This window comes from Pseudogulbenkiania sp. FW507-F1, assembly GCF_058781125.1.
Genome location: NZ_JBYSWM010000011.1, coordinates 72,264 through 97,704 on the forward strand (window position 1 = coordinate 72,264; position 25,441 = coordinate 97,704).

General features: G+C 64.7%; 24 protein-coding genes. 20 read left to right on the top strand and 4 right to left on the bottom strand.

Annotated features, from left to right (window positions below; all coding sequences use genetic code 11):
* Window position 1: 1 nt before the first annotated feature.
* The 3 genes from rstA to AC3WG5_RS09255 form a co-directional block, all read right to left on the bottom strand.
* Window positions 2-709 (bottom strand): two-component system response regulator RstA, encoded by a 708-nt coding sequence (gene rstA / locus AC3WG5_RS09245; RefSeq protein ID WP_492568479.1) that lies wholly within the window; start codon window positions 707-709, stop codon window positions 2-4.
* Window positions 710-917: 208 nt separating this feature from the next.
* On the bottom strand, window positions 918-2,408 hold the full coding sequence (locus tag AC3WG5_RS09250; protein WP_492568480.1) for an aldehyde dehydrogenase: 1,491 nt from the start codon (window positions 2,406-2,408) through the stop codon (window positions 918-920).
* A 40-nt stretch (window positions 2,409-2,448) separates the two neighbouring features.
* Window positions 2,449-2,997: a cupin domain-containing protein gene (locus AC3WG5_RS09255; RefSeq protein ID WP_008953488.1), complete on the bottom strand. Its 549-nt coding sequence runs from the start codon at window positions 2,995-2,997 to the stop codon at window positions 2,449-2,451.
* 303 nt (window positions 2,998-3,300) lie between these two features.
* On the opposite strand from AC3WG5_RS09255, the gene AC3WG5_RS09260 reads away from it, so the two are divergent.
* From AC3WG5_RS09260 to AC3WG5_RS09340, 17 genes are all read left to right on the top strand, one after another.
* Window positions 3,301-3,525, top strand: coding sequence for a hypothetical protein (locus AC3WG5_RS09260; protein ID WP_492568481.1), 225 nt, complete (start codon window positions 3,301-3,303; stop codon window positions 3,523-3,525).
* 19 nt (window positions 3,526-3,544) lie between these two features.
* Window positions 3,545-4,291, top strand: a complete 747-nt coding sequence (locus AC3WG5_RS09265; RefSeq protein ID WP_492568482.1) for a gamma-glutamyl-gamma-aminobutyrate hydrolase family protein — start codon at window positions 3,545-3,547, stop codon at window positions 4,289-4,291.
* Window positions 4,292-4,338: 47 nt separating this feature from the next.
* Window positions 4,339-5,667: a glutamine synthetase family protein gene (locus tag AC3WG5_RS09270; protein ID WP_492568483.1), complete on the top strand. Its 1,329-nt coding sequence runs from the start codon at window positions 4,339-4,341 to the stop codon at window positions 5,665-5,667.
* Between the two features lie 19 nt (window positions 5,668-5,686).
* Window positions 5,687-7,105 carry an aspartate aminotransferase family protein gene (locus AC3WG5_RS09275; RefSeq protein WP_492568484.1) on the top strand — a complete coding sequence of 473 codons (1,419 nt, stop codon included), beginning with the start codon at window positions 5,687-5,689 and terminating at the stop codon, window positions 7,103-7,105.
* Window positions 7,106-7,186: 81 nt separating this feature from the next.
* Window positions 7,187-8,287, top strand: a complete 1,101-nt coding sequence (locus tag AC3WG5_RS09280) for a polyamine ABC transporter substrate-binding protein (protein WP_294864325.1) — start codon at window positions 7,187-7,189, stop codon at window positions 8,285-8,287.
* A gap of 66 nt (window positions 8,288-8,353) precedes the next feature.
* Complete coding sequence (locus AC3WG5_RS09285) at window positions 8,354-9,484, top strand: ABC transporter ATP-binding protein (RefSeq protein WP_492568485.1); 1,131 nt, start codon at window positions 8,354-8,356, stop codon at window positions 9,482-9,484.
* On the top strand, window positions 9,481-10,452 hold the full coding sequence (locus AC3WG5_RS09290) for an ABC transporter permease subunit (RefSeq protein WP_492568487.1): 972 nt from the start codon (window positions 9,481-9,483) through the stop codon (window positions 10,450-10,452). The genes AC3WG5_RS09285 and AC3WG5_RS09290 overlap by 4 nt, the downstream gene beginning before the upstream one ends.
* A 10-nt stretch (window positions 10,453-10,462) precedes the next feature.
* On the top strand, window positions 10,463-11,293 hold the full coding sequence (locus AC3WG5_RS09295; protein ID WP_492568488.1) for an ABC transporter permease subunit: 831 nt from the start codon (window positions 10,463-10,465) through the stop codon (window positions 11,291-11,293).
* A gap of 70 nt (window positions 11,294-11,363) precedes the next feature.
* A complete protein-coding gene (locus AC3WG5_RS09300) occupies window positions 11,364-12,662 on the top strand; it encodes an NAD(P)/FAD-dependent oxidoreductase (protein ID WP_492568489.1) in 1,299 nt (432 codons plus the stop codon).
* 395 nt (window positions 12,663-13,057) lie between these two features.
* A complete protein-coding gene (locus AC3WG5_RS09305; RefSeq protein ID WP_492568490.1) occupies window positions 13,058-13,255 on the top strand; it encodes a hypothetical protein in 198 nt (65 codons plus the stop codon).
* A gap of 65 nt (window positions 13,256-13,320) precedes the next feature.
* On the top strand, window positions 13,321-14,784 hold the full coding sequence (locus AC3WG5_RS09310; protein ID WP_492568491.1) for a hypothetical protein: 1,464 nt from the start codon (window positions 13,321-13,323) through the stop codon (window positions 14,782-14,784).
* Between the two features lie 11 nt (window positions 14,785-14,795).
* Window positions 14,796-15,767 (top strand): hypothetical protein, encoded by a 972-nt coding sequence (locus AC3WG5_RS09315; protein WP_492568492.1) that lies wholly within the window; start codon window positions 14,796-14,798, stop codon window positions 15,765-15,767.
* Window positions 15,764-16,336: a peroxiredoxin gene (locus AC3WG5_RS09320; RefSeq protein ID WP_492568493.1), complete on the top strand. Its 573-nt coding sequence runs from the start codon at window positions 15,764-15,766 to the stop codon at window positions 16,334-16,336. Before AC3WG5_RS09315 ends, AC3WG5_RS09320 begins: the two co-directional genes overlap by 4 nt.
* 328 nt (window positions 16,337-16,664) lie before the next feature.
* A complete protein-coding gene (gene dusA / locus AC3WG5_RS09325; RefSeq protein ID WP_492568494.1) occupies window positions 16,665-17,702 on the top strand; it encodes a tRNA dihydrouridine(20/20a) synthase DusA in 1,038 nt (345 codons plus the stop codon).
* A 249-nt stretch (window positions 17,703-17,951) separates the two neighbouring features.
* Complete coding sequence (rdgB, locus tag AC3WG5_RS09330; protein WP_492568495.1) at window positions 17,952-18,545, top strand: RdgB/HAM1 family non-canonical purine NTP pyrophosphatase; 594 nt, start codon at window positions 17,952-17,954, stop codon at window positions 18,543-18,545.
* Window positions 18,546-18,657: 112 nt separating this feature from the next.
* Window positions 18,658-19,842 (top strand): radical SAM family heme chaperone HemW, encoded by a 1,185-nt coding sequence (hemW, locus tag AC3WG5_RS09335; protein ID WP_492568514.1) that lies wholly within the window; start codon window positions 18,658-18,660, stop codon window positions 19,840-19,842.
* A 2-nt stretch (window positions 19,843-19,844) separates the two neighbouring features.
* Window positions 19,845-20,228 (top strand): RidA family protein, encoded by a 384-nt coding sequence (locus tag AC3WG5_RS09340; protein WP_008953463.1) that lies wholly within the window; start codon window positions 19,845-19,847, stop codon window positions 20,226-20,228.
* Between the two features lie 118 nt (window positions 20,229-20,346).
* On the opposite strand, the gene sstT is transcribed toward AC3WG5_RS09340, so the two are convergent.
* Window positions 20,347-21,597, bottom strand: a complete 1,251-nt coding sequence (gene sstT, locus AC3WG5_RS09345; RefSeq protein ID WP_492568496.1) for a serine/threonine transporter SstT — start codon at window positions 21,595-21,597, stop codon at window positions 20,347-20,349.
* Window positions 21,598-21,934: 337 nt separating this feature from the next.
* On the opposite strand from sstT, the gene AC3WG5_RS09350 reads away from it, so the two are divergent.
* The 3 genes from AC3WG5_RS09350 (at window position 21,935) to recG (ending at window position 25,426) form a co-directional block, all read left to right on the top strand.
* Window positions 21,935-22,780 carry a PhzF family phenazine biosynthesis protein gene (locus tag AC3WG5_RS09350; protein WP_492568497.1) on the top strand — a complete coding sequence of 282 codons (846 nt, stop codon included), beginning with the start codon at window positions 21,935-21,937 and terminating at the stop codon, window positions 22,778-22,780.
* 82 nt (window positions 22,781-22,862) lie between these two features.
* Window positions 22,863-23,297 (top strand): DUF2147 domain-containing protein, encoded by a 435-nt coding sequence (locus tag AC3WG5_RS09355; protein WP_492568498.1) that lies wholly within the window; start codon window positions 22,863-22,865, stop codon window positions 23,295-23,297.
* Window positions 23,298-23,377: 80 nt separating this feature from the next.
* Entirely contained in the window at window positions 23,378-25,426 is a 2,049-nt protein-coding gene (gene recG / locus AC3WG5_RS09360) for an ATP-dependent DNA helicase RecG (RefSeq protein WP_492568499.1), read from the top strand.
* Window positions 25,427-25,441 lie beyond the last annotated feature (15 nt).

Sequence of the window (25,441 nt, forward strand, 5' to 3'; positions counted from 1 at the left end):
TTCAGTTCCAGCCGGCCGGGGCGAACAGATAGCCCTTGTTGCGCACGGTCTTGATGCGGAAGGGTTCGGCGGGGTTGTCGCCGAGCTTCTTGCGCAGCCGCGAGATGGCGACGTCGATGCTGCGGTCCAGCCCGTCGTATTCCATGCCGCGCATCTCCTTGAACAGCACTTCGCGGTCCAGGATTTCGCCGGCGTGGCTGGCCAGCAGCCACAGTAGGTCGAAGTCGGCGGTGGAGAGGGGGACGTGCTCGCTGGCCAGCGTCACTTCGCGGCTGATCGGGTCGATGCTGAGCTGGCCGAACTGCTTGCGTGTCATGGCGGCCGGCGTTTCGGCGGCGGCGGCCGGGCGGTGCTGGCGCAACTGGGCGCGCAGGCGTGCCGCCAGCACCGCCGGCGGCGTGGTTTTCAGGATGTAGTCGTTGGCGCCCAGCTCCAGGCCGAGGATTTGCTGCATGTCGCTGTCGAGCGAGGTCAGCATCACGATCGGGCCGGGGAAGGTGGGGCGCAGTTCGCGGCACAGCGTCAGGCCGTCCTTGCCGGGTAGCATGATGTCGAGCAAGACCAGGTCGGGTTGGGCGGCGGCGATGGCGGCGAGCGCGGTGTCGCCGCGCGGCTCGATCTGCACTTCCATGTCGTGGCGCGACAGGAAGTCGCGGATCAGCTCGGCCAGTTCGGCATCGTCTTCGACAAAAACCAGGCGGTAGTTCATGGGCATTCAGCGAGGGGATGGGGATGGCTGGCAGTATCGTCCTTGTTCCGGCGCTTCTCAAGCCGGCGCCGGGGGGCCGGTGGCGGCGTGGCGCTGTGGATGGCGCCTTCTCCGGCTTCGGCCAACCTTAGCAGCGGGCGGACGTAAAAAAGCGGGCCACCGGACAGTGGCCCGCAACACCGTGGCGGGTGGTTCGGAGCGCGCTGCTTCAGGGGTACAGCTTCAGCAGCGTCGACTTCAGTTCGGTGTACTTCTCCAGCGCGTGCAGCGACTTGTCGCGGCCGTTGCCGGACTGCTTGTAGCCGCCGAACGGCAGGTTCTGGTCGCCGCCCTCGTCGTAGCAGTTGATCCACACCGTGCCGGCGCGCAAGGCGCGGGCGAGGCGGTGAGCGCGGCTGACGTCGCGTGTCCACACCGCGGCGGCGAGGCCGTAGTCGCTGTCGTTGGCGATGGCGATCGCCTCGTCCGCCGTGTCGAACGGGATCACGGCGCACACCGGGCCGAAGATCTCCTCGCGCGCGATGCGGGCGTCGGGCGTGGTCTCGAACGCGGTCGGCGCGATGTAGTAGCCGGTGTCGGTGTGCACCGCGTGGCCGCCGAAGGCGAGTTTGGCTTCCTGCTTGCCGATGGCGATGTAGTCGAGCACGCGGCGGTACTGCAGCTCGTCGACGATCGCGCCCATGCCGCTGGCGGGATTGAGCGGGTCGCCCGGGCGATAGCCCTCGGCGGCCTTCTTCAGTTCCGCCATGAACTCGGCGTAGACGCCGCGCTGCACCAGCACGCGCGAACCGGCCGAGCACATCTCGCCCTGGTTGAAGAAGATGCCGCCGGCGGCGGCGCGCGCCGCCTGCGCCACGTCCGGACAGTCGTCGAGCACGATGTTCGGCGATTTTCCGCCCAGCTCCAGCCACACCCGCTTCAGGTTCGATTCCGCCGCGCACGCCATGATGCGCTTGCCGACCGCGGTGGAGCCGGTGAAGGCGAGGCAGTCGACGTCCCTGTGCAGCGCCAGCAGGTGGCCGGTCTCGCCGGCGCCGGGCAGCACGTTGAACACGCCGTCGGGGATGCCGGCCTGTTGCGCCAGCGCAGCGATGCGGATCGCGGTGAGCGGGGACTTTTCCGATGGCTTGAGCAGCAGCGAGTTGCCGGCGGCGAGCGCCGGCGCGAACTTCCAGCTCGCCATCAACAGCGGGAAATTCCACGGCACCACCGCCGCCACCACGCCGATCGGCTCGCGCGTGACGGTGCCGTGCAGGTTCGGCGCCAAGGGCGGCACCTCGCCGCCGACCTTGTCGATCGCTTCGGCGAACCACTGCACGCAGTAGGCGGTGCCGGCGACGTCGACGCCCAGCGCATCGGCGATCGGCTTGCCGGTGTCCAGGGTCTCCAGCAGCGCCAGCTCGTCGGCGTGCTCGCGGATCAGTGCGGCGAACGTCAACAGCACGGTCTTGCGTTGCAACGGCGCGAGGCCCGACCAGCGGCCGTCCTCGAAGGCGGCACGCGCCGCGGCCACGGCCTTGTTCACGTCGGCTTCGCCGCACTCGGCGATGTCGGTCAACGTTTGCCTGTTGGCCGGGTTGACGGTGGCGAAGGTCTTGCCGTCGGCGGCGGCGACGTACGCGCCGTCGATGAAGGCGCGGCCCTCGAAGACCTGGCGCGCGGCCAGCGCTTGCCATTGCTCGTGGGTGAGGCGGGGCATAACACGTTCTCCTAAGTAGCGCGCCAGCCGCCGCCCCGGATCAGAAGTTGGCCGGCGTGTTGGCGCTGATGATTTCGGCCTCGTCCTGGCCGATGTTGCGGAAGCGGTGCGGCAGCGTGCTCGGGAAGTAGTAACCGTCGCCGGCGTGCAGCACGTTGACCTGGCCGTCGATGGTCAATTCGACGGTGCCGCGCACCACGATTCCACATTCCTCGCCTTCGCTGTGCGTGATCGCCTCCGGGCCGGTGTCGGCGCCCGGCGCGTACAGCTCGCGCAGCATGCGCATCTGGCGGTCCTGCACGGTGGCGCCGACCAGCAACAGGCGCAGACCGTTGTTGCCGAGGTCGGGCTGTTCGCCCGGCCGGAACACGTAGCGGTTTTCACGCGGCGGCTCGTCGAAGGTGAAGAAATCCGCCAGCGACATCGGGATGCCCTCGAGCAGCTTTACCAGCGAGCTGACCGACGGGCTGACCCGGTTCTGTTCGATCAGGGAGATCGTGGCGTTGGTGACGCCAGCCCGTTTTGCCAGCTCCCGTTGCGACAGCTTGTAGCGTTCGCGCACCAGCTTGAGTCGTGGTCCGATGTCCATGTTGTTTCCGAATGTTGATAATAATTGACGGCTTGTGTCAAATTATTTTTGACGACGCCGCCGAGGCGTAATGGGCCGGCAAAGTATATCACAACCCGCTTATCGCTTGTTGTGGTGCACAAATTTGACGCTATGCAGCACTGAAACGGGGCGTGAAAGGTGTGGAAACGATGGTGGTTAGGGAGGTGTGTAAAAATTTAATTGACGGTGCTTGTCAATTATATTTAACGAGCTTAGACTGAATTTAGCCCGATACGGCGTTCCGCCTGTCGGAACATGCCGCACCCACCCAAGGAGCACCCGATGCAGAACCGTTCGATCCGCCGCTTCGCCCCGCTCGCCGCTGCGTGGTGTCTGGCGCATGGTGCGAGTGGCGCGCGGCTGGCGCCGGGCGTTCTGGCGGAGTACCTGATTCACGCTCGCCGCGTGTTTGCGGCGGCGTCCTTCGATCTCCTCTGTGCGGTGCCCTTTAGGGGCGCCGCTTTTTTTATTCCCGCAACGCTGCAAAGGAGGCGCGCCGCCGTGTGACGGCGAGCGTGCGATCGCGATGAAACACCCTGTCATCGGAATTCCCTGCTGTCGCTGGTGGCTCAAGGAGTCCCAGTTCTTCCACCTGGTCGGCGAGAAGTACGTGCGCGCCGCGGTCGGTGCCGGTGGTCTGCCGCTGCTGCTGCCGGCATTGGGCGAGGCGACGCCGCTCGAACAAATGCTCGAGCTGGTCGACGGCCTGTTGTTCACCGGCAGCCCGTCCAACATCGAGCCGCACCACTACGGCGCGGCCAGCGTCGACGGCGACTTCAACGACCCCGAGCGCGACGCCACCACGCTGCCCTTGATCCGCGCCGCGATCGACGCCGGGGTGCCGGTGTTAGGCATCTGCCGCGGCTTCCAGGAAATCAACGTCGCACTCGGCGGCACCCTGCACCGCAAGGTGCACGAGGAGCCGGGCATGAGCGACCACCGCGACCCGGGCGGCACGCTCGACGAGATGTATGCGCTGGCGCACCCGGTGCGCTTCGTCGACGACGGCGTGCTGCAGGTCCTCACCGGCCGCACGGAAGCCCAGGTCAATTCGCTGCACGGGCAGGGCATCGCCCGCCTGGCGCCGGCGCTTCAAGCCGAGGCGCATGCCCCGGACGGGCTGGTCGAGGCGTTCAGCGTCAAGGGCGCGCGCGGTTTCGCGCTCGCCGTGCAGTGGCACCCGGAATGGCAGTACCAGGACAACCCCCTGTCGCTGGCCATTCTCGAAGCGTTTGGCAAGGCTTGTGCCGCTCGTCGGGATCGACGCGGCTGAGACTTGCCCCAACACCCAAAAACTGAATCGCTACAAAGGAGGCAACCATGAGCGTTCTGAGCGAATGGCTGCGAGAACACCGAATTACCGAAGTCGAATGCGTGATCCCTGATTTCACCGGCATCGCGCGCGGCAAGATCGTGCCGAAAGAGAAATTCAGCGAAGAAGAGGGCATGCGCCTGCCCGAGATAGTACTGGTGCAGACCGTGACCGGCGAGTACGCCGAGGGCATTTCCGCCGACACCGATCCGGACATGGTGCTGGTGCCGGACCCCAACACCATCCGCCTGGTGCCGTGGGCCAAGGACCCGGTGGCGCAGGTGATCCACGACTGTTTCCACTTCGACGGCTCGCCGGTCGAGCAGTCGCCGCGCCACATCCTGCGCCGCGTGCTCAAGCTGTACGAGGACAGGGGCTGGGAGCCGGTGGTGGCGCCGGAGATGGAGTTCTACATCGTCGACGTCAACCGCGACCCGGACCTGCCGCTGCAGCCGCCGATCGGCCGCACCGGCCGCCCGGAGACCGGGCGCAAAGCGTACTCGATCGACGCCGTCAACGAGTACGACGACCTGTTCGAGGAGATCTACGACTTCTGCGACGCGCAGAACTTGGCGATCGACACCCTGATCCACGAGGTCGGCGCCTGCCAGATGGAGATCAACTTCCTGCACGGCAACCCGCTCGATCTGGCCGACCAGGTGTTCCTGTTCAAGCGCACCGTGCGCGAGGCGGCGATCCGCCACAACATGTACGCCACCTTCATGGCCAAGCCGATGGAGAGCGAGCCGGGCTCGGCGATGCACATCCACATGAGCGTGGTCGACAAGCACACTGGCAAGAACGTGTTCTCCAACGCTGACGGCAGCCCGAGCGAGGCGTTCTTCCACAGCATCGGCGGCATGCAGAAGTACTTCCCGCAGGCGATCGCGCTGTTCGCGCCGTTCGTCAACAGCTACCGCCGCCTGGTGCGCCACACCGCCGCGCCGATCAACGTGCAGTGGGGCTACGACAACCGCACCTGCGGCATCCGCGTGCCGCACTCCGGCCCGGCCGGGCGCCGCATCGAGAACCGCCTGCCCGGCGTCGACTGCAACCCGTACATCGCGCTCGCCGCGACGCTGGCCTGCGCCTGGCTCGGCATCGTCGAGCGGCAGCAGCCGAGCGAGCCGCTGAGCGGCGACGCCTACGGCCTGCCGTTCGCCTTCCCGCGCGGCCTCGACGAGGCGATCACCCAGTTGCAGCACTGCAAGCCGATCACCGAGGTGCTGGGCGAGAACTTCGTCAAGGCGTTCTGCGCCGTGAAGGAAGCCGAATACATCGAATACGCGCGCGTGATCAGCCCGTGGGAGCGCAAGTTCCTGCTGCTGCACGTGTGAGAACGAGAAGGAGCGAATCATGAATCTGAATATGAACTTTGCCGAAGTACGCCAGGTCACGGAGCGCAAGGCCGGCCAGCGCAGCACGCGCGAGTGGCAGGCGCTGGACGCCGCGCACCATTTCCACCCGTTCTCCGACGCCGCCGCGCTCAACGCCCAGGGCAGCCGCGTCATCACCCACGCCGACGGCGTCTACCTGTGGGATTCGGACGGCAACAAGATCTTCGATGCCATGTCCGGCCTGTGGTGCGTCAACATCGGCTACGGCCGCGAGGAGTTGGCCGAAGCCGCCTACCGGCAGATGCGCGAGCTGCCGTTCTACAACACCTTCTTCAAGACTACCCACCCGCCGGTGGTGGAGCTGTCGGCGCTGCTGGCCGAGATCGCGCCGGACGGCTTCAACCACGTGTTCTATACCAACTCGGGCTCCGAGGGGAACGACACCGTGATCCGCATGGTGCGCCACTACTGGGCGAGCCTGGGCCAGCCGCAGAAGAAGACCATCATCTCGCGCGTCAACGGCTACCACGGCTCCACCATCGGCGGCGCCTCGCTCGGCGGCATGACGTACATGCACGAGCAGGGCGACCTGCCGATCCCCGGCATCGCCCACATCGAGCAGCCCTACTGGTACGCCAACGGCGGCGACCTGACGCCGGAGGAATACGGCCTCAAGGCGGCGCGCGAGCTGGAGAAGAAGATTCTGGAACTGGGCGTCGAGAACGTCGCCGCCTTCATCGGCGAGCCGGTGCAGGGCGCCGGCGGCATCATCATCCCGCCGGCCACCTACTGGCCCGAGATCCAGCGCATCTGCGACCAGTACGGCATCTTGCTGATCGCCGACGAGGTGATCTGCGGCTTCGGCCGCACCGGCCACTGGTTCGGCAGCCAGTACTACGGCATCCGCCCGCACCTGATGACCATCGCCAAGGGCCTGTCCTCGGGCTACCAGCCGATCGGCGGCGTGCTGGTGCACGACACGGTCGCCAAGGTCATCGCCGAGTCGGGCGACTTCAACCACGGCTTCACCTACTCGGGCCATCCGGTGGCCTGCGCCGTCGCCGCCGAGAACCTGAGGATCCTCAAGAACGAACGCATCATCGACAAGATGCGCGAGGACGTCATGCCGTACGCCCACCAGCTGTGGCACAACGCCTTCGACGACCACCCGCTGGTGGACGACGTGCGCACCCTGGGCTTCTTCTTCGCCGTGACCCTGGTCGAGGACAAGGCTCGCCGCCAGCGCTTCGCCAACGGCGGCGAGCTGGCGCTGCGCTGCCGCGACATCTGTTTCCAGAACAACCTGGTGATGCGCGCCACCGGCGACAGCATGATCTCGGCGCCGCCGCTCACCATGAGCCGTGCCGAGGCCAGGGAGTTCGTCGGCCTCGCCAAGAAGTGTCTCGACCAGCTCGCGCGCGAACTCGGTCGTCTGTAACCGCGGTCGGAGCGGGCCGCCCACACCATCGATAACAGACGGCCCCTCCGATTCGCCCGCATGTCTACACAGGAGAAAACCATGCGCCAACGCATGTTCAACGTCATCGCTGCCGGGGTGCTGGCAGCGGCCGCCGTACCGGCCTTCGCCAACGGCAAGGTGCTCAACATCTACAACTGGTCGGACTACATCGCGCCGGACACGGTGAAGAACTTCGAGAAGGAAACCGGCATCAAGGTGCGTTACGACGTCTACGACTCGAACGAGGTGCTGCAGGCCAAGATACTCACCGGCCGTTCCGGCTACGACATCGTGGTGCCGACCAACGCCTTCCTCGCCAAACAGATCAAGGCCGGCGTCTACCAGCCGCTCAACAAGGCCAAGCTCGCCAACTACAAGAACCTCGACCCGGACGTGCTGGCGCAGGCCACCAAGTTCGACCCCAACAACGCCTACGCCGTGCCGTACTTCTACGGCATCAACACCCTGGCGATCAACGCCGGCAAGGTCAAGGCCGCGCTGGGCTCGACCCCGCTGCCGGCCAACGAGTGGGACCTGCTGTTCAAGCCCGAGTACGTCTCCAAGCTCAAGTCCTGCGGCGTGTCGGTGCTCGACAGCCCGGCCGAGGTGCTGCCGATCGCCGCGCACTACCTGGGCAAGAACCCCAACAGCAACGCCGACGCCGACTGGCAGGCTTCGGCCAACCTGTTCAAGCAGATTCGCCCCTACATCACGCGCTTCTCCTCGTCGGGCTACATCAACGAGCTGGCCAACGGCTCGCTGTGCCTGGTGCTGGGCTACGGCGGCGACCTCAACATCGCCAAGCGCCGCGCCGAGGAGGCCAAGAACGGCCAGGTGCTGCGCGTGCTGGCGCCCAAGTCCGGCGTGATGCTGTGGATGGACAGCATGGCGATCCCGAAGGACGCCGAGAACGTCGACAACGCGCTCGCCTTCATCAATTACGTGATGCGCCCCGAGGTGGCCGCCGCCAACGCCAAGGCGGTGAGCTACGCCACCCCGAACAAGGCCGCCAAGGGGCAGATCGAGGCCAAGTTCCTGCACGACGCCTCGATCTATCCGACCGCGGAAATCCAGCAGAAGAGCTTCATCCAGCTGCCGCTCGAGGCCAAGACCCAGCGCCTGCAGACCCGTCTCTGGACCGAAGTGAAAACCCGCAAGTGAGCTGAAGGCGCGGCCGCCCGCTCACCCGTGCGCGGGCGGCCGACCCGGAGGGGAAGAATCGTGAACATGGCTGAATCGTCCTTGCACCAGGCCGCCAAGACGGCCGGTGCCAAGTCCTACCTGCAAATCGTCGACGTCGTGAAGAAATTCGGCGACAACACCGTCGTCGACCACATCAACCTGTCGATCGCGAAGAACGACATCTTCGCGCTGTTGGGCAGCTCCGGCTGTGGCAAGTCGACGCTGCTGCGCATGCTGGCCGGAATGGAAACGCCGACCTCGGGCAAGATCATTCTTGACGGCGAGGACATCACCGCCCTGGCGCCGTACGAGCGCCCGATCAACATGATGTTCCAGAGCTACGCGCTGTTCCCGCACATGACCGTGGCGCAGAACATCGCCTTCGGCCTGAAGCAGGACCGCCTGTCGCGCAGCGACATCGCCGAGCGCGTCGAGCGCATGCTGGAACTGGTGCAGATGAAGAAGTACGCCCACCGCAAGCCCTACCAGCTCTCCGGCGGCCAGCAGCAGCGCGTCGCCTTGGCGCGTTCGCTCGCCAAGCGCCCGAAACTGCTGCTGCTCGACGAGCCGCTGGGCGCGCTCGACAAGAAGCTCAGGCAGCAGACCCAGCTCGAGCTGGTGAACATGATCGAACAGGTCGGCGTGACCTGCATCATGGTGACGCACGACCAGGAAGAGGCCATGACCATGGCCGGGCGCATCGGCATCATGTCCGAAGGCCAGCTGCTGCAGGTCGCCACCCCGGGCGAAATCTACGAGCACCCCAACTGCCGCTTCACCGCGGAATTCATCGGCGAGACCAACCTGTTCGGCGGCCACGTGGTCGAGGACGAGCCGGACCACGTCTGCATCCACTCCACCGAGCTGCCGCGCCCGGTGCGCGTCGGCCACGGCATCACCGGCACCATGGGCATGCCGGTGTGGCTGTCGCTGCGTCCCGAGCGTGTCGGCGTGTCGCGGCGCCAGCCGGCGGCCGCCGGCAACTGGGCGGCCGGCACGGTGGGCGACATCGCCTACCTCGGCGGCTTCTCGATCTTCCACGTGCGCCTCGACTCCGGCAAGGTGGTCAAGGCCAGCGTGCCCGCCACGCACTGGCGGGAAGAGGCGGCTCCGACCTGGAACGAGCCGGTATTCGTCAGCTGGACTGACAACGACGCCGTGGTGCTGACGCAATGATGAGCCGACTCCTTTCGCTGCGGGATTCCCGCGCAGCGGCGGCGCGCCCTGCGCGCCGGTCCGCCTGGTGGCAGCGCGCCCTGCCGCGTGGTCAATCGCTGGTGACGGCGATTCCCTACGGCTGGCTGCTGTTGTTCTTCCTGGTGCCGTTCCTGTTCGTGCTGCAGATCAGCTTCTCCGACGTCGAGATCGCCTCGCCGCCGTACCGGGCGCTGCTCTCACGTGCCGAAGACGTGGTCAGCCTGGCGCTCAACTTCGGCAACTATCGGTACATCTTCGGTGATCCGCTGTACTTCGACGCCTACCTCAGCTCGCTCTACATGGCCGGGGTGACCACGCTGATCTGCCTGGTGGTGGGCTACCCCATCGCCTACACCATCGCGCGCGCGCCGGAGGCCAAGCGCAACACGCTCCTGATGCTGGTGATGCTGCCGTTCTGGACCTCGTTCCTGGTGCGCGTCTACGCCTGGATGGGGATTCTCGACAACGAGGGCCTGCTCAACCAGGCGCTGTTGGCGCTCGGGCTGATCGACGAGCCGCTGCAACTGATGCACACCCAGCTCTCGGTGCAGATCGTGATGGTGTACGCCTACCTGCCGTTCATGATCCTGCCGCTGTTTTCCAACCTGGTGAAGCTCGACGGGCGCCTCTTGGAGGCTTCGGCCGACCTCGGCTGCCGGCCGTGGCAGACCTTCCTGCGCGTGACCCTGCCGCTCTCCAAGAACGGGGTGATCGCCGGCTCGATGCTGGTGTTCATCCCGGCGGTCGGCGAGTTCGTGATCCCGGAACTGGTCGGCACGCCCGAGTCGCTGATGATCGGCAAGGTGCTGTGGATGGAGTTCTTCGACAACAACAACTGGCCGATGGCGGCGTCGGTGACCATCGTCATGGTGGCGCTGTTGATCGCGCCCATCATCTACCTGCACAAGCGCGAAGAGAAAGCGCTGGCGCGGGCGGCCCAACGCTAGGAGGCAGATCATGCAAGACCAAGACATCAGCGGCTTTGGCAAGCTCACGCTCGGCGCCGGGCTGGCCTTCCTGTACGTGCCGATCCTGATCCTCATCGTGTACTCGTTCAACGCCTCCAAACTGGTGACAGTGTGGGCCAGCTTCTCGACGCACTGGTACGGGGTGCTGTTCAACGACGACGCGGTGATCTCGGCGTTCGGCCTGAGCCTCAAGATCGCGCTGCTGTCGAGCGCGATGAGCGTGGTGCTGGGCACCATCGCCGGCCTGGTGCTGGCGCGCTTCGGTCCGTTCAAGGGCAAGAGCCTGTTCGCCGGCATGCTCACCGCGCCGATGGTGATGCCCGAGGTGATCACCGGCCTGTCGATGTTGCTGCTGTTCGTCGAACTGCAGCAGTGGTTCGGCTTCCCGGCCGAGCGCGGCATGCTGACGATCTGGGTCGGCCACGTCACCCTGTGCATGGCCTACGTCACGGTGGTGATCCGTTCGCGCCTGGTGGAGATGGACCGCTCGGTGGAAGAGGCGGCGATGGACCTGGGGGCGCGCCCGTTCAAGATCTTCTTCCAGATCACGCTGCCGATCATCGCGCCGGCGATCGCGTCGAGCTTCCTGCTGGCGTTCACGCTGTCGATCGACGACCTGGTGATCACCGCCTTCCTGTCGGGGCCGGGCTCGACCACGTTGCCGCAGCTGATCTTCTCGCGCGTGCGCCTGGGGCTAAATCCGGAGATCAACGCGCTGGCCACCATGACGGTGCTGGTGGTCACGCTGCTGGTGGTCGGCGCCAACCGGATGATGGTGAAGGCGGAACGGCGCCGCGCCCGTCTCGCCGCCGCGGCCTGACGTCGTCTGACTGCCCGCGGCACGCTCTCGTCGCCGCGGGCTTTTTTATCGTCTTTGATAAGGAGGAGTCATGTTCGGGTCTTTGCAGTTTGCCGGTCAGGAACACGTCGATTCCTGGTACGCCGCCAGCGCCGGCCCGCTCGCGCCCAGGCCGCGCCTGAGCGAGTCGCTTTCGGCCGACGTGTGCGTGCTCGGCGCCGGCTACACCGGGTTGTCGGCCGCGCTGGAGCTGGTCGAACGCGGCTACCGCGTGGTGGTGCTGGAGGGCGCGCGGGTGGGGTGGGGCGCCTCCGGGCGCAACGGCGGCCAGGTGCTGTCCGACCTCGCCTGCGGCATGAATCCGGTGCGCGACGCCCTCGGCCAGGAGGCAGCGCGCGAGATATGGAACATGACGCGCGAGGCGGTCACCCTGGTGGGCGAGCGCTGTGCGAAGTACGCCATCGACGCCGATCTGGTGTGGGGCTATTTCCACGCCGCGCTCAAGGCGCGCCAGCTGCGCGAGCAGGCGGCCTGGCAGGAAGACGCGGCGCGCCACTACGGCTATGACCGCTTCCAGCTGATCGGCAAGGAGCGCCTGCCGGAGATGGTGAATTCGACGCGCTACGTCGGCGGCCTCTTCGAGCCCGATGCCGGCCACCTGCACCCGCTCAAGTACGCGCAGGGCCTGGCGCGCGCCGCCGAGGCCGCCGGGGTGCGCATCTTCGAGCACAGTGCGGTCGGCGAGATCGTGCCGGGTGCGACGGTGCGGGTGAAGGCCTGCCGGCACGAGGTGCGTGCCGAATCGCTGGTGCTGGCCGGCAACACCTACCTCGGCAAGATGGTGCCCGAGCTCGACAGCAAGATCATGCCGGTCGGGACCTACATCATCGCCACCGAGCACTTGGGTGAAGCACGCGCCCGTGAGCTGATCCCGCGCAACCTCGCGGTGTGCGACGCCAACTTCGTGCTCGACTACTTCCGCTGCACGCGCGACACCCGCCTGCTGTTCGGCGGCCGGGTCAGTTACACCGGCATGACGCCGCTGGGACTCCGGGACGCAATGCGCCGCAGTATGCTGAAGGTGTTTCCGAGTCTCGCTGACGTCAAAGTCGAGTACGACTGGGGCGGCTTCGTCGACATCACCATGAACCGTGCGCCGCACTTTGGCCGGCTGCGCCCGAACATCTTTTTCGCCCAGGGCTTCTCCGGCCACGGCGTGGCGCTCACCGGGCTGGCGGGACGGCTGATGGCCGAGGCGATTCACGGTGATCCCGAGCGCTTCGACCTGTTCGCACGCCTGTCGCATCGCCGCTTCCCGGGCGGCGCACTGCTGCGCACCCCGGCGCTGCTGATGGCTACCAGCTACTACCGCCTGCGCGACTGTCTGTAAGCAGTTTCCAAGCCACACTGGTCGAGCGTTCTGCGTCGGCCTTCGACGACAGGAGATCGGTTAGCGAGGCTAATGCCACGTGTCAGGACGCTTATCCGGACTTCCCGTGAGCCATATCGTCACTGATTCTGGTGACGCCGAGTGGTATGGTATCGTCGGGTTTGGTTAGCGTCGCTAACGGTTTTGCAGCAAGGACGCGGCGGCTACAAATCCCGCAAATTCAAGCGCTTGGTTTAAAAATCCCCTGACTGATTATGAGCTTGTATTGCGAGTGTCGAGAGCTACTATTCCATTGGCGACGACAAAATCATATTTGATGCCAATGTGCGTATGGCTCTACCGGCCCATTAAGAGGCGCTCGCCAGATGTGATCATCAATCATGAGGAGTTGCATCATGCAAGAAAAATCAAACGCGGAAACTGAAATCCACATCCTGTCGAAACAGGGTGACAAGCCAATTACCATGACAGGCGATCTGACTTCGCTTCATGACAACCCGGGAAAAATCCATCAACTGCTGGATCTCCTCGAACTGCCGAAAGGTACCGAGGTAAGAGTCATCACCAGGGCGGCTTCGGTCATTGTGCGCTGATGCAGTGGCCCCTGCACAAGGGCGCTTGTGCAGGGGCCACTCTCCCAGGTAGGAATGCTTCTTCCATGTACAACGGTGTATCCGGCAGTCTCATCGGCGGACAACTGAAAAAAGATGTTTCGGTGGTCTTTTCTGAGGACAAGGCGACAATCTCCTACGCTTTGTGGGAAGTGGCGCTGCCCATGGCTTGGGTGAAGTCACACCCGGTGATCGATGATCTGCTCCACCGGAAAATCGCCCGCGCCGAGGCGCTTGCCCACCCGGTGGCCGAACCTCTCGTGTCCTTGCTCAATGCCCAGGGCTGTTTTACTTCACCGCCCAAGCCACGCTATTCGCTAAGGGAAGTGAAAGCCCTGTTCGATCCGCTTCGTTCCGAATGGTACGCCGCCTATTACGCGCATCCGGCCTGGCAACGTCTGCGCCATGGCCAAGCCAGTCGCAACGGCTTGCTCGCCTGGCTGATCCACAACTACCACATCTCGCGTGCGGCCGGCATTGTTGCGGCACGCATGGCCTCGCTCGGCAAGCATCCGGGCTGGTCCACATTCTTCCGGCAGGACGCGTTGGAGGAGTATTGGCATTGCGATGCCTATTACTCGCTCGATACCCCCTTGCTACATGATGTGGGGCCGGGGGAGATCAAAGCGTATCTGCCGCTGCCGTCATCATTGGCCTTTGAAGAACACACGCTGCAAGTCGCCGAATCCGATCCCTTGGGTCATGTGCTGATTGCCTATTTTCAGGAGTCTAGCATCGCCTTCGAGAGCGATAGCGACGATTTTTATCAGACGGTGGAACAGCAGTACCAGGTACAAGGCTTATTCACCCCGTGGAAGCAGCACATCCAAATCGATGTGGAGCAAGAGCATGCCGATGGACTTGGCCAATTATTGGTGTCCGATGCCGAAGTGGACGCCGCGCAACTGGAGCGGGCATTGAGCCATGCCTGGTTGGCCTTCTACTTCTTGCGCAGCGGCCTTGATGACATCCTGCAGCAGGATGACTCTGGGCGGTTACAACTGAGACAGCCACCTGTGCCGGATGCCGACCAAGATACCATGCTCGGATGCCTAGGTAGGCAGGTTCAGGCGATGGACATCTCTCCTCGGCTATCCGCCACGGACATGGCCCATCTCCACCATGGGCTTCATGCAAGTGCCTTTCGCGCGCTTGGCTTTGCGCGTGGCCACGACCAGCTCATCGCCTGCGGGCGATATGCGCAGAAACTCTCGCGCCGTTTGCCCGCAATGGATAAAACGCCTGCACCCGGGCCATGGTGTGTAGCCCTTGTCAATCATATGCAGGAGGCGGCGCATTGCCCGTCTACCTGGCTGATGCTGGCGAGCCTGCTGGCCGAACGCGTTCAGGATTTCAAGCTGGGGGGGGAGTGGGGCGCCGCGCTGGAACGTGAGCTTGGCCGTACACCTGCGGTCCGCCGAGCGCCGGCCGCCCTGCTGCAACTGGATGAACTGATAGCTCGCTGCGCCGCGAACCACGATCGGGTACCGGCCAGTTTGCTCAATGTCTGAGCCTGCACACCATGAACCACTTTTCATTACGAGGCGACTACCGCGTGCAGAGCCGGCGCGATTACGCCCCCTCGGCGCTGGAGGGCGAATGGTATTGCGACCATGGCCTTGTCAGTAACGAACAAATCAATGGTGCCTTACGCCGCCATCCGCGATGGGCCGGCCATACCCAGGTTTCCCTGCTGCCCGTGCTGGTCAGCCGGCGCAGTGGAAAGTTTGCCAGCGAGCCTGACATCCTCTACAAGCGCGATCTGTTCATTCCCGAGCCAGGCGCCGACGGCATGCCGGCGGATATCGTCGACGTGCTCAAATCCCAGCAAAATTGGCTGAGCAGGGCCCGCTACATCAAAGCGTTGTTTCCCGACGATTTTCCTCGCATCTTCCGGTATCTGTGCCATCTTGAGCTGATCATCGCCAATGAATACATGCTGCATGAGGCTGGACATTTTCTCTCCTACGACGTGTTCACCAAACAACGTGACGGTTATTTTTCCATCGCCGGTAAAACGGCCTGGCCACTGGTTTATCTGGAAGAACTGCGCGCCGATCTCAATGCCTTCGGCTTTGCCGTCCAACTGCTGCCGCAGGAGCAGGCGGCTCAAATCTTTCTCTACAATCTGATGCTGCGCTTTGGCGTGCACCGCGAAGGCCTGTTGAGTGCGCGACAAGCGCCATACGGACTCGTGCCTTATCTGTTGTTCTACTTGCTGTATCAACTGGACTTTATCGCTGTGCGGGAGTTGCGGGGGCGATATTGCTTTACCCTCGGCAGCCTCGATAGCCAAAACCTGATCGAGGTCATGCAGGCCTGCGCACTCCATGCTGAGCAGCAATTGAACACCCCGGAAATGGCGGTGAGGTCACCATTGGATCGCGCCATCGCCGCCGCCCGTTATGTGCGGCTGCGCCTGGATCACCATACCTTGGCCCAGCGTTTCGCCTCAGTGATGAATCAGCAAGCGGCCAGCAAGGAGCAATCATGAGTAAATCCGACCCGAACCCTTATTCCCTCCCCCCTGATTTACCGGTTCCACAAGACGATGGCGCATGTGCGCATCTGCCCGACAGGGTAGTGCCGGATATCATGCTGACGGCAACGGAGGGCGAGCAGTGGAATCTGGCGCACATTGCTCAAGCGCGGGCTGTCGTCTATGTCTATCCGGCAACCGGGGTGCCGGGCAAAGATCCCATCCCTGATTGGGACGCTATTCCGGGTGCACCAGGCTGCACCTTGCAGTCGCTCGGCTTTCGAGACCACTACCCTGAATTTCAGGAACTGGGTTACCCGCTCTTTGGCATCAGCGGCCAATGCTCGGAGGAGCAGGCCGAATTCAAACACCGTACCCTTTTGCCGCTGGTATTACTGAGCGATCCACAGTTTCAGTTGCGTGATCGGCTCGGTTTGCCCACTTTTCAGGCTCACGGCAAAGAGTTCTATAAACGCCTGGTACTGGTGCTGCGAGCCGGTAAAATCCACCGGGTGTTTTACCCGGTGTTCCCTCCTGACCAATGCGCAGCCATGGTGCTGGCGCGGCTAAAAGAAACGGGCTGACCATCCCGAGCGCAATGGCGATGCAGTGCCGATTCCGGAGCCCTATTGTACTTTTCGTGGGTATCCTGTTCGTTACTGGTCGAATTCCCATTGCGTGTCCGAAGCGCGCACCCGCTTTTCCTCTGCGAAGCGGCTGGACTTGCCAAGATGATCTTTCCGCCATGCTTGACCATGCCTTAGGTGGGATGGAATAATCTTCCGTTTTTTCAATTGCTTAGCAGTATTTGCCGCGAGTAGGGCATGGGGCACTTCAGGGCGGTGCGCTGACACCCCGAAGCGGCCGTCGCCGTCGTGCCAACGCGTCGAAACCGGGCAACAATCGGCCTACATGAACAGTAAAGAACTCCTCGGCAGCGGTATCGAAAACCGCGCCCAGCAAGGAAATCCGGTCAAATTGCCACCCCGGCGCCTGAGCGTGGCACCGATGCTGGACTGGACCGACCGCCACTACCGCTTCTTCGCCCGCCAGATCACCCGGCACACCTGGCTCTACACCGAGATGGTCACCACCGGGGCGCTGCTGTACGGCGATGTCGCCCGCCATTTGCGCTATCACGAGTGCGAGCACCCGGTAGCGCTGCAACTGGGCGGCTCGGAGCCGGACGAGCTGGCACGCTGCGCCAGGTTGGCCGAAGAATGGGGCTACGACGAAGTCAACCTCAACGTCGGCTGTCCCTCGGAACGGGTGCAGAAGGGCGCGTTCGGCGCTTGCCTGATGGCCGAGCCGCAACTGGTGGCCGACTGCGTCAAGGCGATGCGCGATGCGGTTGGCATCGACGTCACAGTCAAGCACCGTATCGGCATCGACGCGGTGGAAGACTACGGCTACGTGCGCGACTTCGTCGGCCACATCGTCGAGGCCGGTTGCGCCACCTTCATCGTGCATGCCCGCAATGCCATCCTCAAGGGCCTGTCGCCCAAGGAAAACCGCGAAATCCCGCCGCTGAAATACGACTACGTCTACCGTCTCAAGCGTGATTTTCCCGACGTTGAAATCCTGCTCAACGGCGGGGTGAAGAGCAACGACGAGATCGCCCGCCATCTGCAGCATGTGGATGGCGTGATGGTGGGACGCGAGGCCTACCACAACCCGTGGCTGATGGCGGACTGGGACGCGCGTTTCTACGATGACGCCCACACCGAGGCCACCCGCGACGCCGTGGTCGAGGCGATGCTGCCGTATATCGAGCAGCGTCTGGCCGAGCCCGGCACCCAGCTGCGCCACGTCGCGCGCCATATCCTGGGGCTCTACCAGGGCCTGCCGGGTGCCCGAGCCTGGCGCCGCATGCTGTCCGACGCCGCCTTGCTCAAGGGGGCCGATGCCGGCCTGCTGCTGGCGGCGCGCGACGCGACCCGCCGCGACTGAAGCATGGCGAGCGGCAAGCGGCCGGCGGGACTCCCGCGTCCCTCCGTCCGTTATTTTTGCATCAGGGCTATGTCGCTTCTATCTTGTTTTTCTTGGTGTAAATAACCATTTATTAACAAATACGCAGCAATAATTTCTAATTATTAGGAATTTTTCTGCTGAATTGACTGTTCCTGATTTTTCGCTTCCGATGCGCGCGTATCTATGGCTAAATCGCAGCCGGTAGCAGGTTTCACTCCAGGAGAACGCATGTTCGACCGTATCGTGCTGGCGAGCAACAACGCCGGCAAATTGAAAGAATTTTCCGCCTTGTTCGCCGAACTCGGCGTTGCCGTGCATCCGCAAGGCGAGTTCGACGTGCCGGAGTGCCCGGAACCGCACCACACCTTCCTGGAGAACGCACTGGAGAAGGCGCGCCACGCCAGCCGCATCACTGGCCTGCCGGCACTGGCCGATGATTCTGGCATTTGCGTCGAGGCGCTGGCCGGCGCCCCCGGCGTGCAGTCGGCACGTTTTGCCGGCGAACCGAAATCGGACGCGCGCAACAACGCGCTGCTGCTGGAAAAGCTGGCCGGCGAGGCCAACCGCCGCGCCTGGTATTACTGCGTGCTGGTGCTGGTGCGCCACGCCGACGACCCGCAGCCCATCGTCGCCGACGGCGTCTGGTACGGCGAGGTGATCAACAGCGCGCGTGGCGAGGGCGGTTTCGGCTACGATCCGTACTTCCTGCTGCCCAGCTACGGCCGCACCGCCGCCGAGCTCGACGCCGCCGAGAAAAACCGCGTCAGCCACCGCGGCCAGGCGGTGCAGGCGCTGATGGCCAAGCTCAAGGCGCTGGCATGAGCCAGGCGAATGACAAAATGGTAAGCCACAACGCACTGGAAGCGAGATCGCGAAACCGAGCGAGCCGCGACGAGGCAGTACGAGAAGTAGGGCGAGGAGCCGCGCAGTGACGGTGACAAAGATATCGCTTTCAGGGCTAAGCGGATTTCGCGAACTGCCGCCGCTGTCGCTGTACATCCACTTCCCCTGGTGTGTGCGGAAGTGCCCGTACTGCGACTTCAACTCGCACGAGGCCAAGAACGGCTTCGACGAGGACGCCTACGTCGCGGCGCTGCTCGCCGATCTCGAAAGCGCCTTGCCGGCGGTGTGGGGGCGGCCGGTGCACACCATCTTCATGGGCGGCGGCACCCCGAGCCTCTTCTCGGCCCGGGCGATGGACACGCTGCTGGCCGGCATCCGCGCCCGCGTGCGGCTCTATCCGGATGCCGAGATCACCATGGAAGCCAATCCCGGCACCTTCGAATCGGACAAGTTCAAGGGCTTCCGCGAGGCCGGCATCAACCGCTTGTCGATCGGCATCCAGAGCTTCGATCCGGCGCACCTCAAGGCGCTCGGACGCATCCACGACGGCGACGAGGCCCGTCGCGCGGTGGATATCGCGCTGACGCACTTCGACAACGTCAACCTCGACCTGATGTACGCGCTGCCCGGCCAGACCTTGGAGCAGGCTCTGACGGATATGGGCACTGCCTTGTCGTTTGGCGTCACGCATGTTTCCGCGTATCACCTCACCATCGAACCCAACACGCTGTTCGCGCGCTACCTGCCGCCCAAGCTGCCGGACGACGAACTGTCGGCCGACATGCAGGAGGCGCTGGAAGCGCGCCTGGCCGAGGCGGGCTTTCGCCATTACGAGACCTCGGCCTTCGCGCGGCTCGGCCGGGAGTGCCGCCACAACCTGAACTACTGGCAGTTTGGCGACTACCTCGGCATCGGCGCCGGGGCGCACGCCAAGATCAGCGCCCACGACGGTATCGTGCGCGAGATGCGCTACAAGCAGCCGGCGGCCTACCTCAAGGCGGTGGCCGAGGGCCGGCCGACGCAGAGCCGCGAGCGCATCGCCCGCGCCGACCTGCCGTTCGAATTCATGATGAACCTGCTGCGCCTGACCGACGGCTTCGAGCTGCGCCTGTTCGCCGAGCGCACCGGCCTGCCGCTGACGCACATACAGCGCGAACTGGCCGAGGCTGAGGCGCAGGGCCTGATCGAACGCGGTCTGAACGAACTCAAGCCGACGCTGAAAGGCCAGCGTTTCCTCAACGACCTGTTAACCCTGTTTCTGAAAGAAGGAGAATAAGCATGGCAAAAGAAATCATCCACACCGATAACGCCCCGGCCGCCATCGGCGCCTACTCGCAGGCCGTCAAGGCCGGCAACACCGTGTACCTGTCGGGGCAGATCCCGCTCGACCCGGCCACCATGACCGTGGTGGAAGGCGGTTTCGCCGCCGAGGCCCACCAGGTGTTCAAGAACCTCAAGGCCGTGTGCGAAGCCGCCGGCGGCTCGCTCGACCAGATCGTCAAGCTCAACGCCTACCTGACCGACCTGTCCAACTTCGCCGTGTTCAACGAAGTGATGGGCCAGTACATGAGCCAGCCGTTCCCGGCGCGTGCCGCCATCGGCGTGGCCAGCCTGCCCAAGGGCGTGCAGGTCGAAGCCGACGCGGTGCTGGTGCTGGAATAAGCGCCCGCCCGAATCGGCGTCAAAGCGGCCCAGGTGGCCGCTTTTTCTTTGCCTTCGGCCAACCTTGGCACGCAAAAAAGGCACCGCGCGGGTGCCTTCGGAGGGGGGGGCGCGACGCTCAGGCCTCGTTGCTGGCCAGCTCCGGTTCGCAGTCGGCGACGTCGCCGGCCGCCAGGCAGGCCGCCGCGGTGAACAGCACGTCGGTGGAGCTGTTGAGCGCGGTCTCGGCGGAGTCCTGCACCACGCCGATGATGAAGCCGACTGCCACCACTTGCATCGCCACGTCGTTGCTGATGCCGAACAGGCTGCACGCCATCGGAATCAGCAGCAGCGAGCCGCCGGCCACGCCGGAAGCGCCGCAGGCGGCGACGGTCGACACCACCGACAGCAGCAGCGCGGTGGGAAGGTCGACATGGATGCCCAGGGTGTGCACCGCCGCCAGGCTCAGCACCGAGATGGTGATCGCTGCGCCGGCCATGTTGATGGTGGCGCCCAGCGGAATCGATACCGAGTAGGTGTCTTCGTTCAGACCCAGCTTCTTGCACAGGTTCATGTTGACCGGGATGTTGGCCGCCGAGCTGCGCGTGAAGAACGCGGTCACGCCGCTTTCGCGCAGGCAGGTGAACACGAGCGGGAACGGGTTGCGACGCAGGGTCAGCGCCACGATCACCGGGTTCACCACCAGCGCGATGAACAGCATCGAACCCACCAGCACCAGCAGCAGCTGGCTGTAGCCCAACAGCGCGCCAAAACCGGTGGTGGCGATGGTGTCGGACACCAGGCCGAATACGCCGACCGGGGCGAAGCGGATGATGATCTGCACGATGCGCGACACCGCGTCGGCGACTTCGTTCAGCATCTGCTTGGTACTGTCGCTGGCATGGTTCAGCGTCATGCCCAGCGCCACCGCCCAGGCCAGGATGCCGATGTAGTTGGCGCTGGCGATGGCGTTGATCGGGTTGTCGACGATCTGGAACACCAGGTTGTTGATCACCTGGGCGATCCCGCCCGGCGGCGTGGTGCCGGTGGCCGCCGCCGCCAGGGTCAGCTGGGTCGGAAACAGGAAGCTGGCCATCACGCCGGTCAGCGCGGCCAGGAAGGTGCCGACCAGATACAGCGTCAGCACCGGGCGCATATTGGTCTGCACCCCCTGCTTCTTGCTGGCGATGGCGCTGGCTACCAGCACGAAGACCAGCAGCGGGGCGATGGCCTTCAGCGCCTTGACGAACAGGCTGCCGAGGAAGGTAACGGATTTGGCCGCTTCCGGCGCAGTCATGGCGAGTGCCATGCCGGCCAGCATGCCGAGCAGAATCTGCAGCACGATGCTGCCGCTCGTGATCCGGCTGAAGATGGAAGATTTCTGCTGCATAAGGTCCCTGTCGCAGATCGTGGGTTGGCAAGGGCGGACAGGATGCCGGCAGCGCTTTTGGAGCTGATGCATGACAGTCCGCTGATCGATGGCTTTCGGCTTTTCCGTAGTGAAAGGTGTGTGTTTTACGACGATAAAGCAATGGAAAACAAGCGCATCAGCGGATGATCATAACAAATTTCACTGATGAGAAAAAATGCAGCATCCGCTGCGCGCGGGTCCGCGCGGTAGCGTGTCATGACGCCGGCGCAGAACAGACTGTTTGGCGGCGTCATCTGTCGTGAGGCGAGGGGCTATGGCCTAATCAAGCATTTTCATTGCCTGCCGAGGAGTCGCGATGCGCCTGTTCCCCTTCCAGCTTGTCAACGTGTTTGCCGAAAGCCACTTCGGCGGCAACCCGCTGGCAGTCTTCACCGATGCCGAAGGGCTCGACGATGCGGCCATGCAGGCCATCGCGCGCCAGTTCAACCTGTCGGAAACGGTGTTTTTGTTCCCCTCCAGTAAGGCGGCGGCACGCCTGCGCATCTTCACCCCAAGTTACGAAATGCCGTTCGCCGGCCACCCCACGCTCGGCAGCGCCGCGGTGCTGTATCGGCTGGGGCGGGCCGGCGACGACTTCGTGCTGCAAACCGAGGCCGGGCCGATTCCGCTGACGCAGCGCGATGGCGTGTTCACGCTGCAGGCCAACGCCGCCACGGCACGCCCGTCCGGACTCGGCTTGGCGGATACCGCCGAGATGCTCGGGTTGGCCGAAGCCGACATCGTCGCCGCACCGGAATGGCTCGACACCGGCGCCGAGCAGCTGTTGGTGCGTATCGCCAGCTGTGAGGCGGTATTGGCGGCGCGCCCCGACCCCCAGTTGTTCATGCAGCGTGCCACGCTTCAGCCCGGGCGCAGCGTTGCCTACCTGTGGCACGAGAGCGACAACGTCGCCACGGTGCGGCTGTTCTTCGAGCAGCACGGCGCGGTGATCGAGGATCCGGGCACCGGTTCGGCCTGTGCCAACCTGGGCGGCTGGTGCGCGCTGAACGGGCGCCATCCTCTGGCCTGGCGCATCGAGCAGGGGCACGCCATCGACCGCCTCAACGTGCTGCAACTGTCGGTCGATGCGGCGGGACGCGTGAGGGTGGGCGGGCGTGTCATTTTTGTCGCGTCCGGGGTGTTCGAGCTACCCGATTCTTGACGCTGGCCCGGTGCACGGGCATCCTCGAGTCACGGCTCCAAACCAACGTTTAAATAGTGGGCTGACACGAGGAGAAAACACCATGAAAAACGCGACAAGAGCAACCCTGCTGGTCCTGGCCTGCGCGCTGCTGACACCGGCGGCCTGGGCGCAAAGCGCCGCCGGCACCTGGAAGACCATCGACGACGAAACCAAGCAGGCCAAGGCGTTGGTGCAGATCAGCGAGGGCGCCGACGGCCAGCTCTCGGGCCGGATCGTCAAGCTGTTCAACAAGCCGGACGCCGTGTGCGAGAAGTGCGACGGCGCCAACAAGGGCAAGCCGATCAACGGCCTGACCATCGTCTGGGGCCTGAAGAAGGACGGTGAAGTCTGGAACGGCGGCGAGATACTCGATCCCAAGTCGGGCAAGGTCTACAGCGCCAAGATGAAGCTGGTGGAGGGCGGCAACAAGCTGGAGGTGCGCGGTTTCCTCGGCGTGTCGCTGCTGGGGCGGACCCAGGTGTGGGAACGTCAATAAGGCTGCATGCCGACGCCCGACGAGGCGGATGACACCGCAGTGTCTTCCGCCTTTTTGTTTTTCGGTACAATCGGCCGGTGATGAGCACCTTTCCCGATATCGCCAGCCAGCCGCCCGCCGTGGCGCCCGCCACCGCCAAGCGGCTGGAGAAGCTGGGCATTCGCCGCCGTTTCGATCTCGTCCTGCATCTGCCGCTGCGCTACGAGGACGAGACGCACCTCTACCCGATCGCCCAGGCGCCGTATGGCCAGGCGGTGCTGGTGGAGGGCGAGGTGGTGGCGCACGAAGTGCAGTACCGCCCGCGCAAGCAGCTCCTGGTGCAGCTCGAGGACAAGAGCGGCACGCTGATGCTGCGCTTCATCCATTTCTATCCCAATCATCTCAAGCAGCTGGCGCAAGGCCAGCGTGTGCGCGCGCTGGGCGAGGTGCGGCGCGGTTTTCGCGGCGACGAAATGGTGCATCCGAAAATTCGCGAGGTGCTGGAGGGCGATCCGCTGGCCGACAGCCTCACGCCGGTCTACCCCACCGTCAACGGCCTGACCCAGCCGGTGCTGCGTCGCCTGATCCACGCCGAACTGAAGGCGCAGAGCCTGAGCGACACCCTGCCGGAGGCGGTACGCGAGCAACACCGGCTGCTGCCGTTCGTCGACTGCATCCGCCTGCTGCACGCGCCGACGCCGGAATACTCCGCCACCCAGCTTGCCGACCCGGCCTTGCCGGCCTGGCAGCGCCTCAAGTTCGATGAACTGCTGGCGCAGCAGCTGTCGATGCGGCTGGCGTACCGGGCGCGGCGGCGCAGCAAGGCGCCGGTGATTGCCGGCGACGGCCGGCTGCGCGCCGCGCTGTCCGCCAGCCTGCCGTTCGCGCTGACTGCGGCGCAGCAGAAGGTGTTGGGGGAAATCACCGCCGATCTGGCGCAGCCCCACCCCATGCACCGTCTGCTACAGGGCGACGTCGGCAGCGGCAAGACCGTGGTCGCGGCGTTGAGCGCCCTGGCGGCGATTGAGGCCGGCTTCCAGGTGGCGCTGATGGCGCCGACCGAGATCCTCGCCGAGCAGCACTACCTCAAGCTCGCCGCCTGGCTGGCGCCGCTTGGCATCGAGGTGGCCTGGCTCAGCGGCTCGCTGCGCAAGAGGCAGAAGGGCGCGGCGCTGGAGCAGGTCGCCAGCGGCCAGGCGCGGCTGGTGATCGGCACCCACGCGCTGTTCCAGGACGAGGTGGTGTTCGACAACCTGGGCCTCTCCATCGTCGACGAGCAGCACCGCTTCGGCGTCGGCCAGCGCCTGGCGCTGCAGGGCAAGGGCGGCGAGCCGCACCAGCTGATGATGTCGGCCACGCCGATCCCCCGTACCCTGGCGATGAGCTTCTACGCCGACCTCGACGTCTCGGTGATCGACGAATTGCCGCCGGGGCGCACCCCGATCGTCACCAAGCTGATCAACAGCGCGCGCCGCGACGAGGTAGTGGCCTACGTCGACCGCACCTGCAGCGGCGGCCAGCAGGCCTACTGGGTGTGCCCGCTGATCGAGGAATCGGAAACGCTGCAGCTGCAGACCGCGGTCGACACCCACGCCCAGTTGGCCGAAGACCTGCCGCAATGGGGCGTCGGCCTGGTGCACGGCCGCATGAAACCGGCAGAAAAGGCGGCGGTGATGGCGGCGTTTGCCGCCAACGAGCTGCAGGTGTTGGTGGCCACCACGGTGATCGAGGTCGGCGTCGACGTGCCCAACGCCAGCCTGATGGTGATCGAGCACGCCGAGCGCATGGGCTTGGCGCAACTGCACCAGTTGCGCGGCCGCGTCGGGCGCGGCGCCGCCAAGAGCGCCTGCGTGCTGATGTTCGATACCCCGCTGTCGGAACTGGCCAAGGCACGGCTCAAGGTGATCTACGAAAACACCGACGGCTTCGAGATCGCTCGCCAGGACCTCAACATCCGCGGGCCCGGCGAATTCCTCGGCGCGCGCCAGAGCGGCCTGCCGATGCTGCGCTTCGCCGACCTGGAGCAGGATATCGAACTGCTGGAAGCGGCCAAGGAACTGGCCCCCGAACTGCTCAAACGTTGGCCGAACGAAGCCGCGGCCCATCTCACGCGCTGGCTGGCCGGGCGCGAACACTTCCTCAAGGCATGAAAAAAGGGCCGCTTG

Coding starts and splice junctions, on each gene's coding strand:
- rstA (WP_492568479.1), bottom strand. CDS start 709: ATGAACTACCGCCTGGTTTTTGTCGAAGACGATGCCGAACTGGCCGAG.
- AC3WG5_RS09250 (WP_492568480.1), bottom strand. CDS start 2,408: ATGCCCCGCCTCACCCACGAGCAATGGCAAGCGCTGGCCGCGCGCCAG.
- AC3WG5_RS09255 (WP_008953488.1), bottom strand. CDS start 2,997: ATGGACATCGGACCACGACTCAAGCTGGTGCGCGAACGCTACAAGCTG.
- AC3WG5_RS09260 (WP_492568481.1), top strand. CDS start 3,301: ATGCAGAACCGTTCGATCCGCCGCTTCGCCCCGCTCGCCGCTGCGTGG.
- AC3WG5_RS09265 (WP_492568482.1), top strand. CDS start 3,545: ATGAAACACCCTGTCATCGGAATTCCCTGCTGTCGCTGGTGGCTCAAG.
- AC3WG5_RS09270 (WP_492568483.1), top strand. CDS start 4,339: ATGAGCGTTCTGAGCGAATGGCTGCGAGAACACCGAATTACCGAAGTC.
- AC3WG5_RS09275 (WP_492568484.1), top strand. CDS start 5,687: ATGAATCTGAATATGAACTTTGCCGAAGTACGCCAGGTCACGGAGCGC.
- AC3WG5_RS09280 (WP_294864325.1), top strand. CDS start 7,187: ATGCGCCAACGCATGTTCAACGTCATCGCTGCCGGGGTGCTGGCAGCG.
- AC3WG5_RS09285 (WP_492568485.1), top strand. CDS start 8,354: ATGGCTGAATCGTCCTTGCACCAGGCCGCCAAGACGGCCGGTGCCAAG.
- AC3WG5_RS09290 (WP_492568487.1), top strand. CDS start 9,481: ATGATGAGCCGACTCCTTTCGCTGCGGGATTCCCGCGCAGCGGCGGCG.
- AC3WG5_RS09295 (WP_492568488.1), top strand. CDS start 10,463: ATGCAAGACCAAGACATCAGCGGCTTTGGCAAGCTCACGCTCGGCGCC.
- AC3WG5_RS09300 (WP_492568489.1), top strand. CDS start 11,364: ATGTTCGGGTCTTTGCAGTTTGCCGGTCAGGAACACGTCGATTCCTGG.
- AC3WG5_RS09305 (WP_492568490.1), top strand. CDS start 13,058: ATGCAAGAAAAATCAAACGCGGAAACTGAAATCCACATCCTGTCGAAA.
- AC3WG5_RS09310 (WP_492568491.1), top strand. CDS start 13,321: ATGTACAACGGTGTATCCGGCAGTCTCATCGGCGGACAACTGAAAAAA.
- AC3WG5_RS09315 (WP_492568492.1), top strand. CDS start 14,796: ATGAACCACTTTTCATTACGAGGCGACTACCGCGTGCAGAGCCGGCGC.
- AC3WG5_RS09320 (WP_492568493.1), top strand. CDS start 15,764: ATGAGTAAATCCGACCCGAACCCTTATTCCCTCCCCCCTGATTTACCG.
- dusA (WP_492568494.1), top strand. CDS start 16,665: ATGAACAGTAAAGAACTCCTCGGCAGCGGTATCGAAAACCGCGCCCAG.
- rdgB (WP_492568495.1), top strand. CDS start 17,952: ATGTTCGACCGTATCGTGCTGGCGAGCAACAACGCCGGCAAATTGAAA.
- AC3WG5_RS09340 (WP_008953463.1), top strand. CDS start 19,845: ATGGCAAAAGAAATCATCCACACCGATAACGCCCCGGCCGCCATCGGC.
- sstT (WP_492568496.1), bottom strand. CDS start 21,597: ATGCAGCAGAAATCTTCCATCTTCAGCCGGATCACGAGCGGCAGCATC.
- AC3WG5_RS09350 (WP_492568497.1), top strand. CDS start 21,935: ATGCGCCTGTTCCCCTTCCAGCTTGTCAACGTGTTTGCCGAAAGCCAC.
- AC3WG5_RS09355 (WP_492568498.1), top strand. CDS start 22,863: ATGAAAAACGCGACAAGAGCAACCCTGCTGGTCCTGGCCTGCGCGCTG.
- recG (WP_492568499.1), top strand. CDS start 23,378: ATGAGCACCTTTCCCGATATCGCCAGCCAGCCGCCCGCCGTGGCGCCC.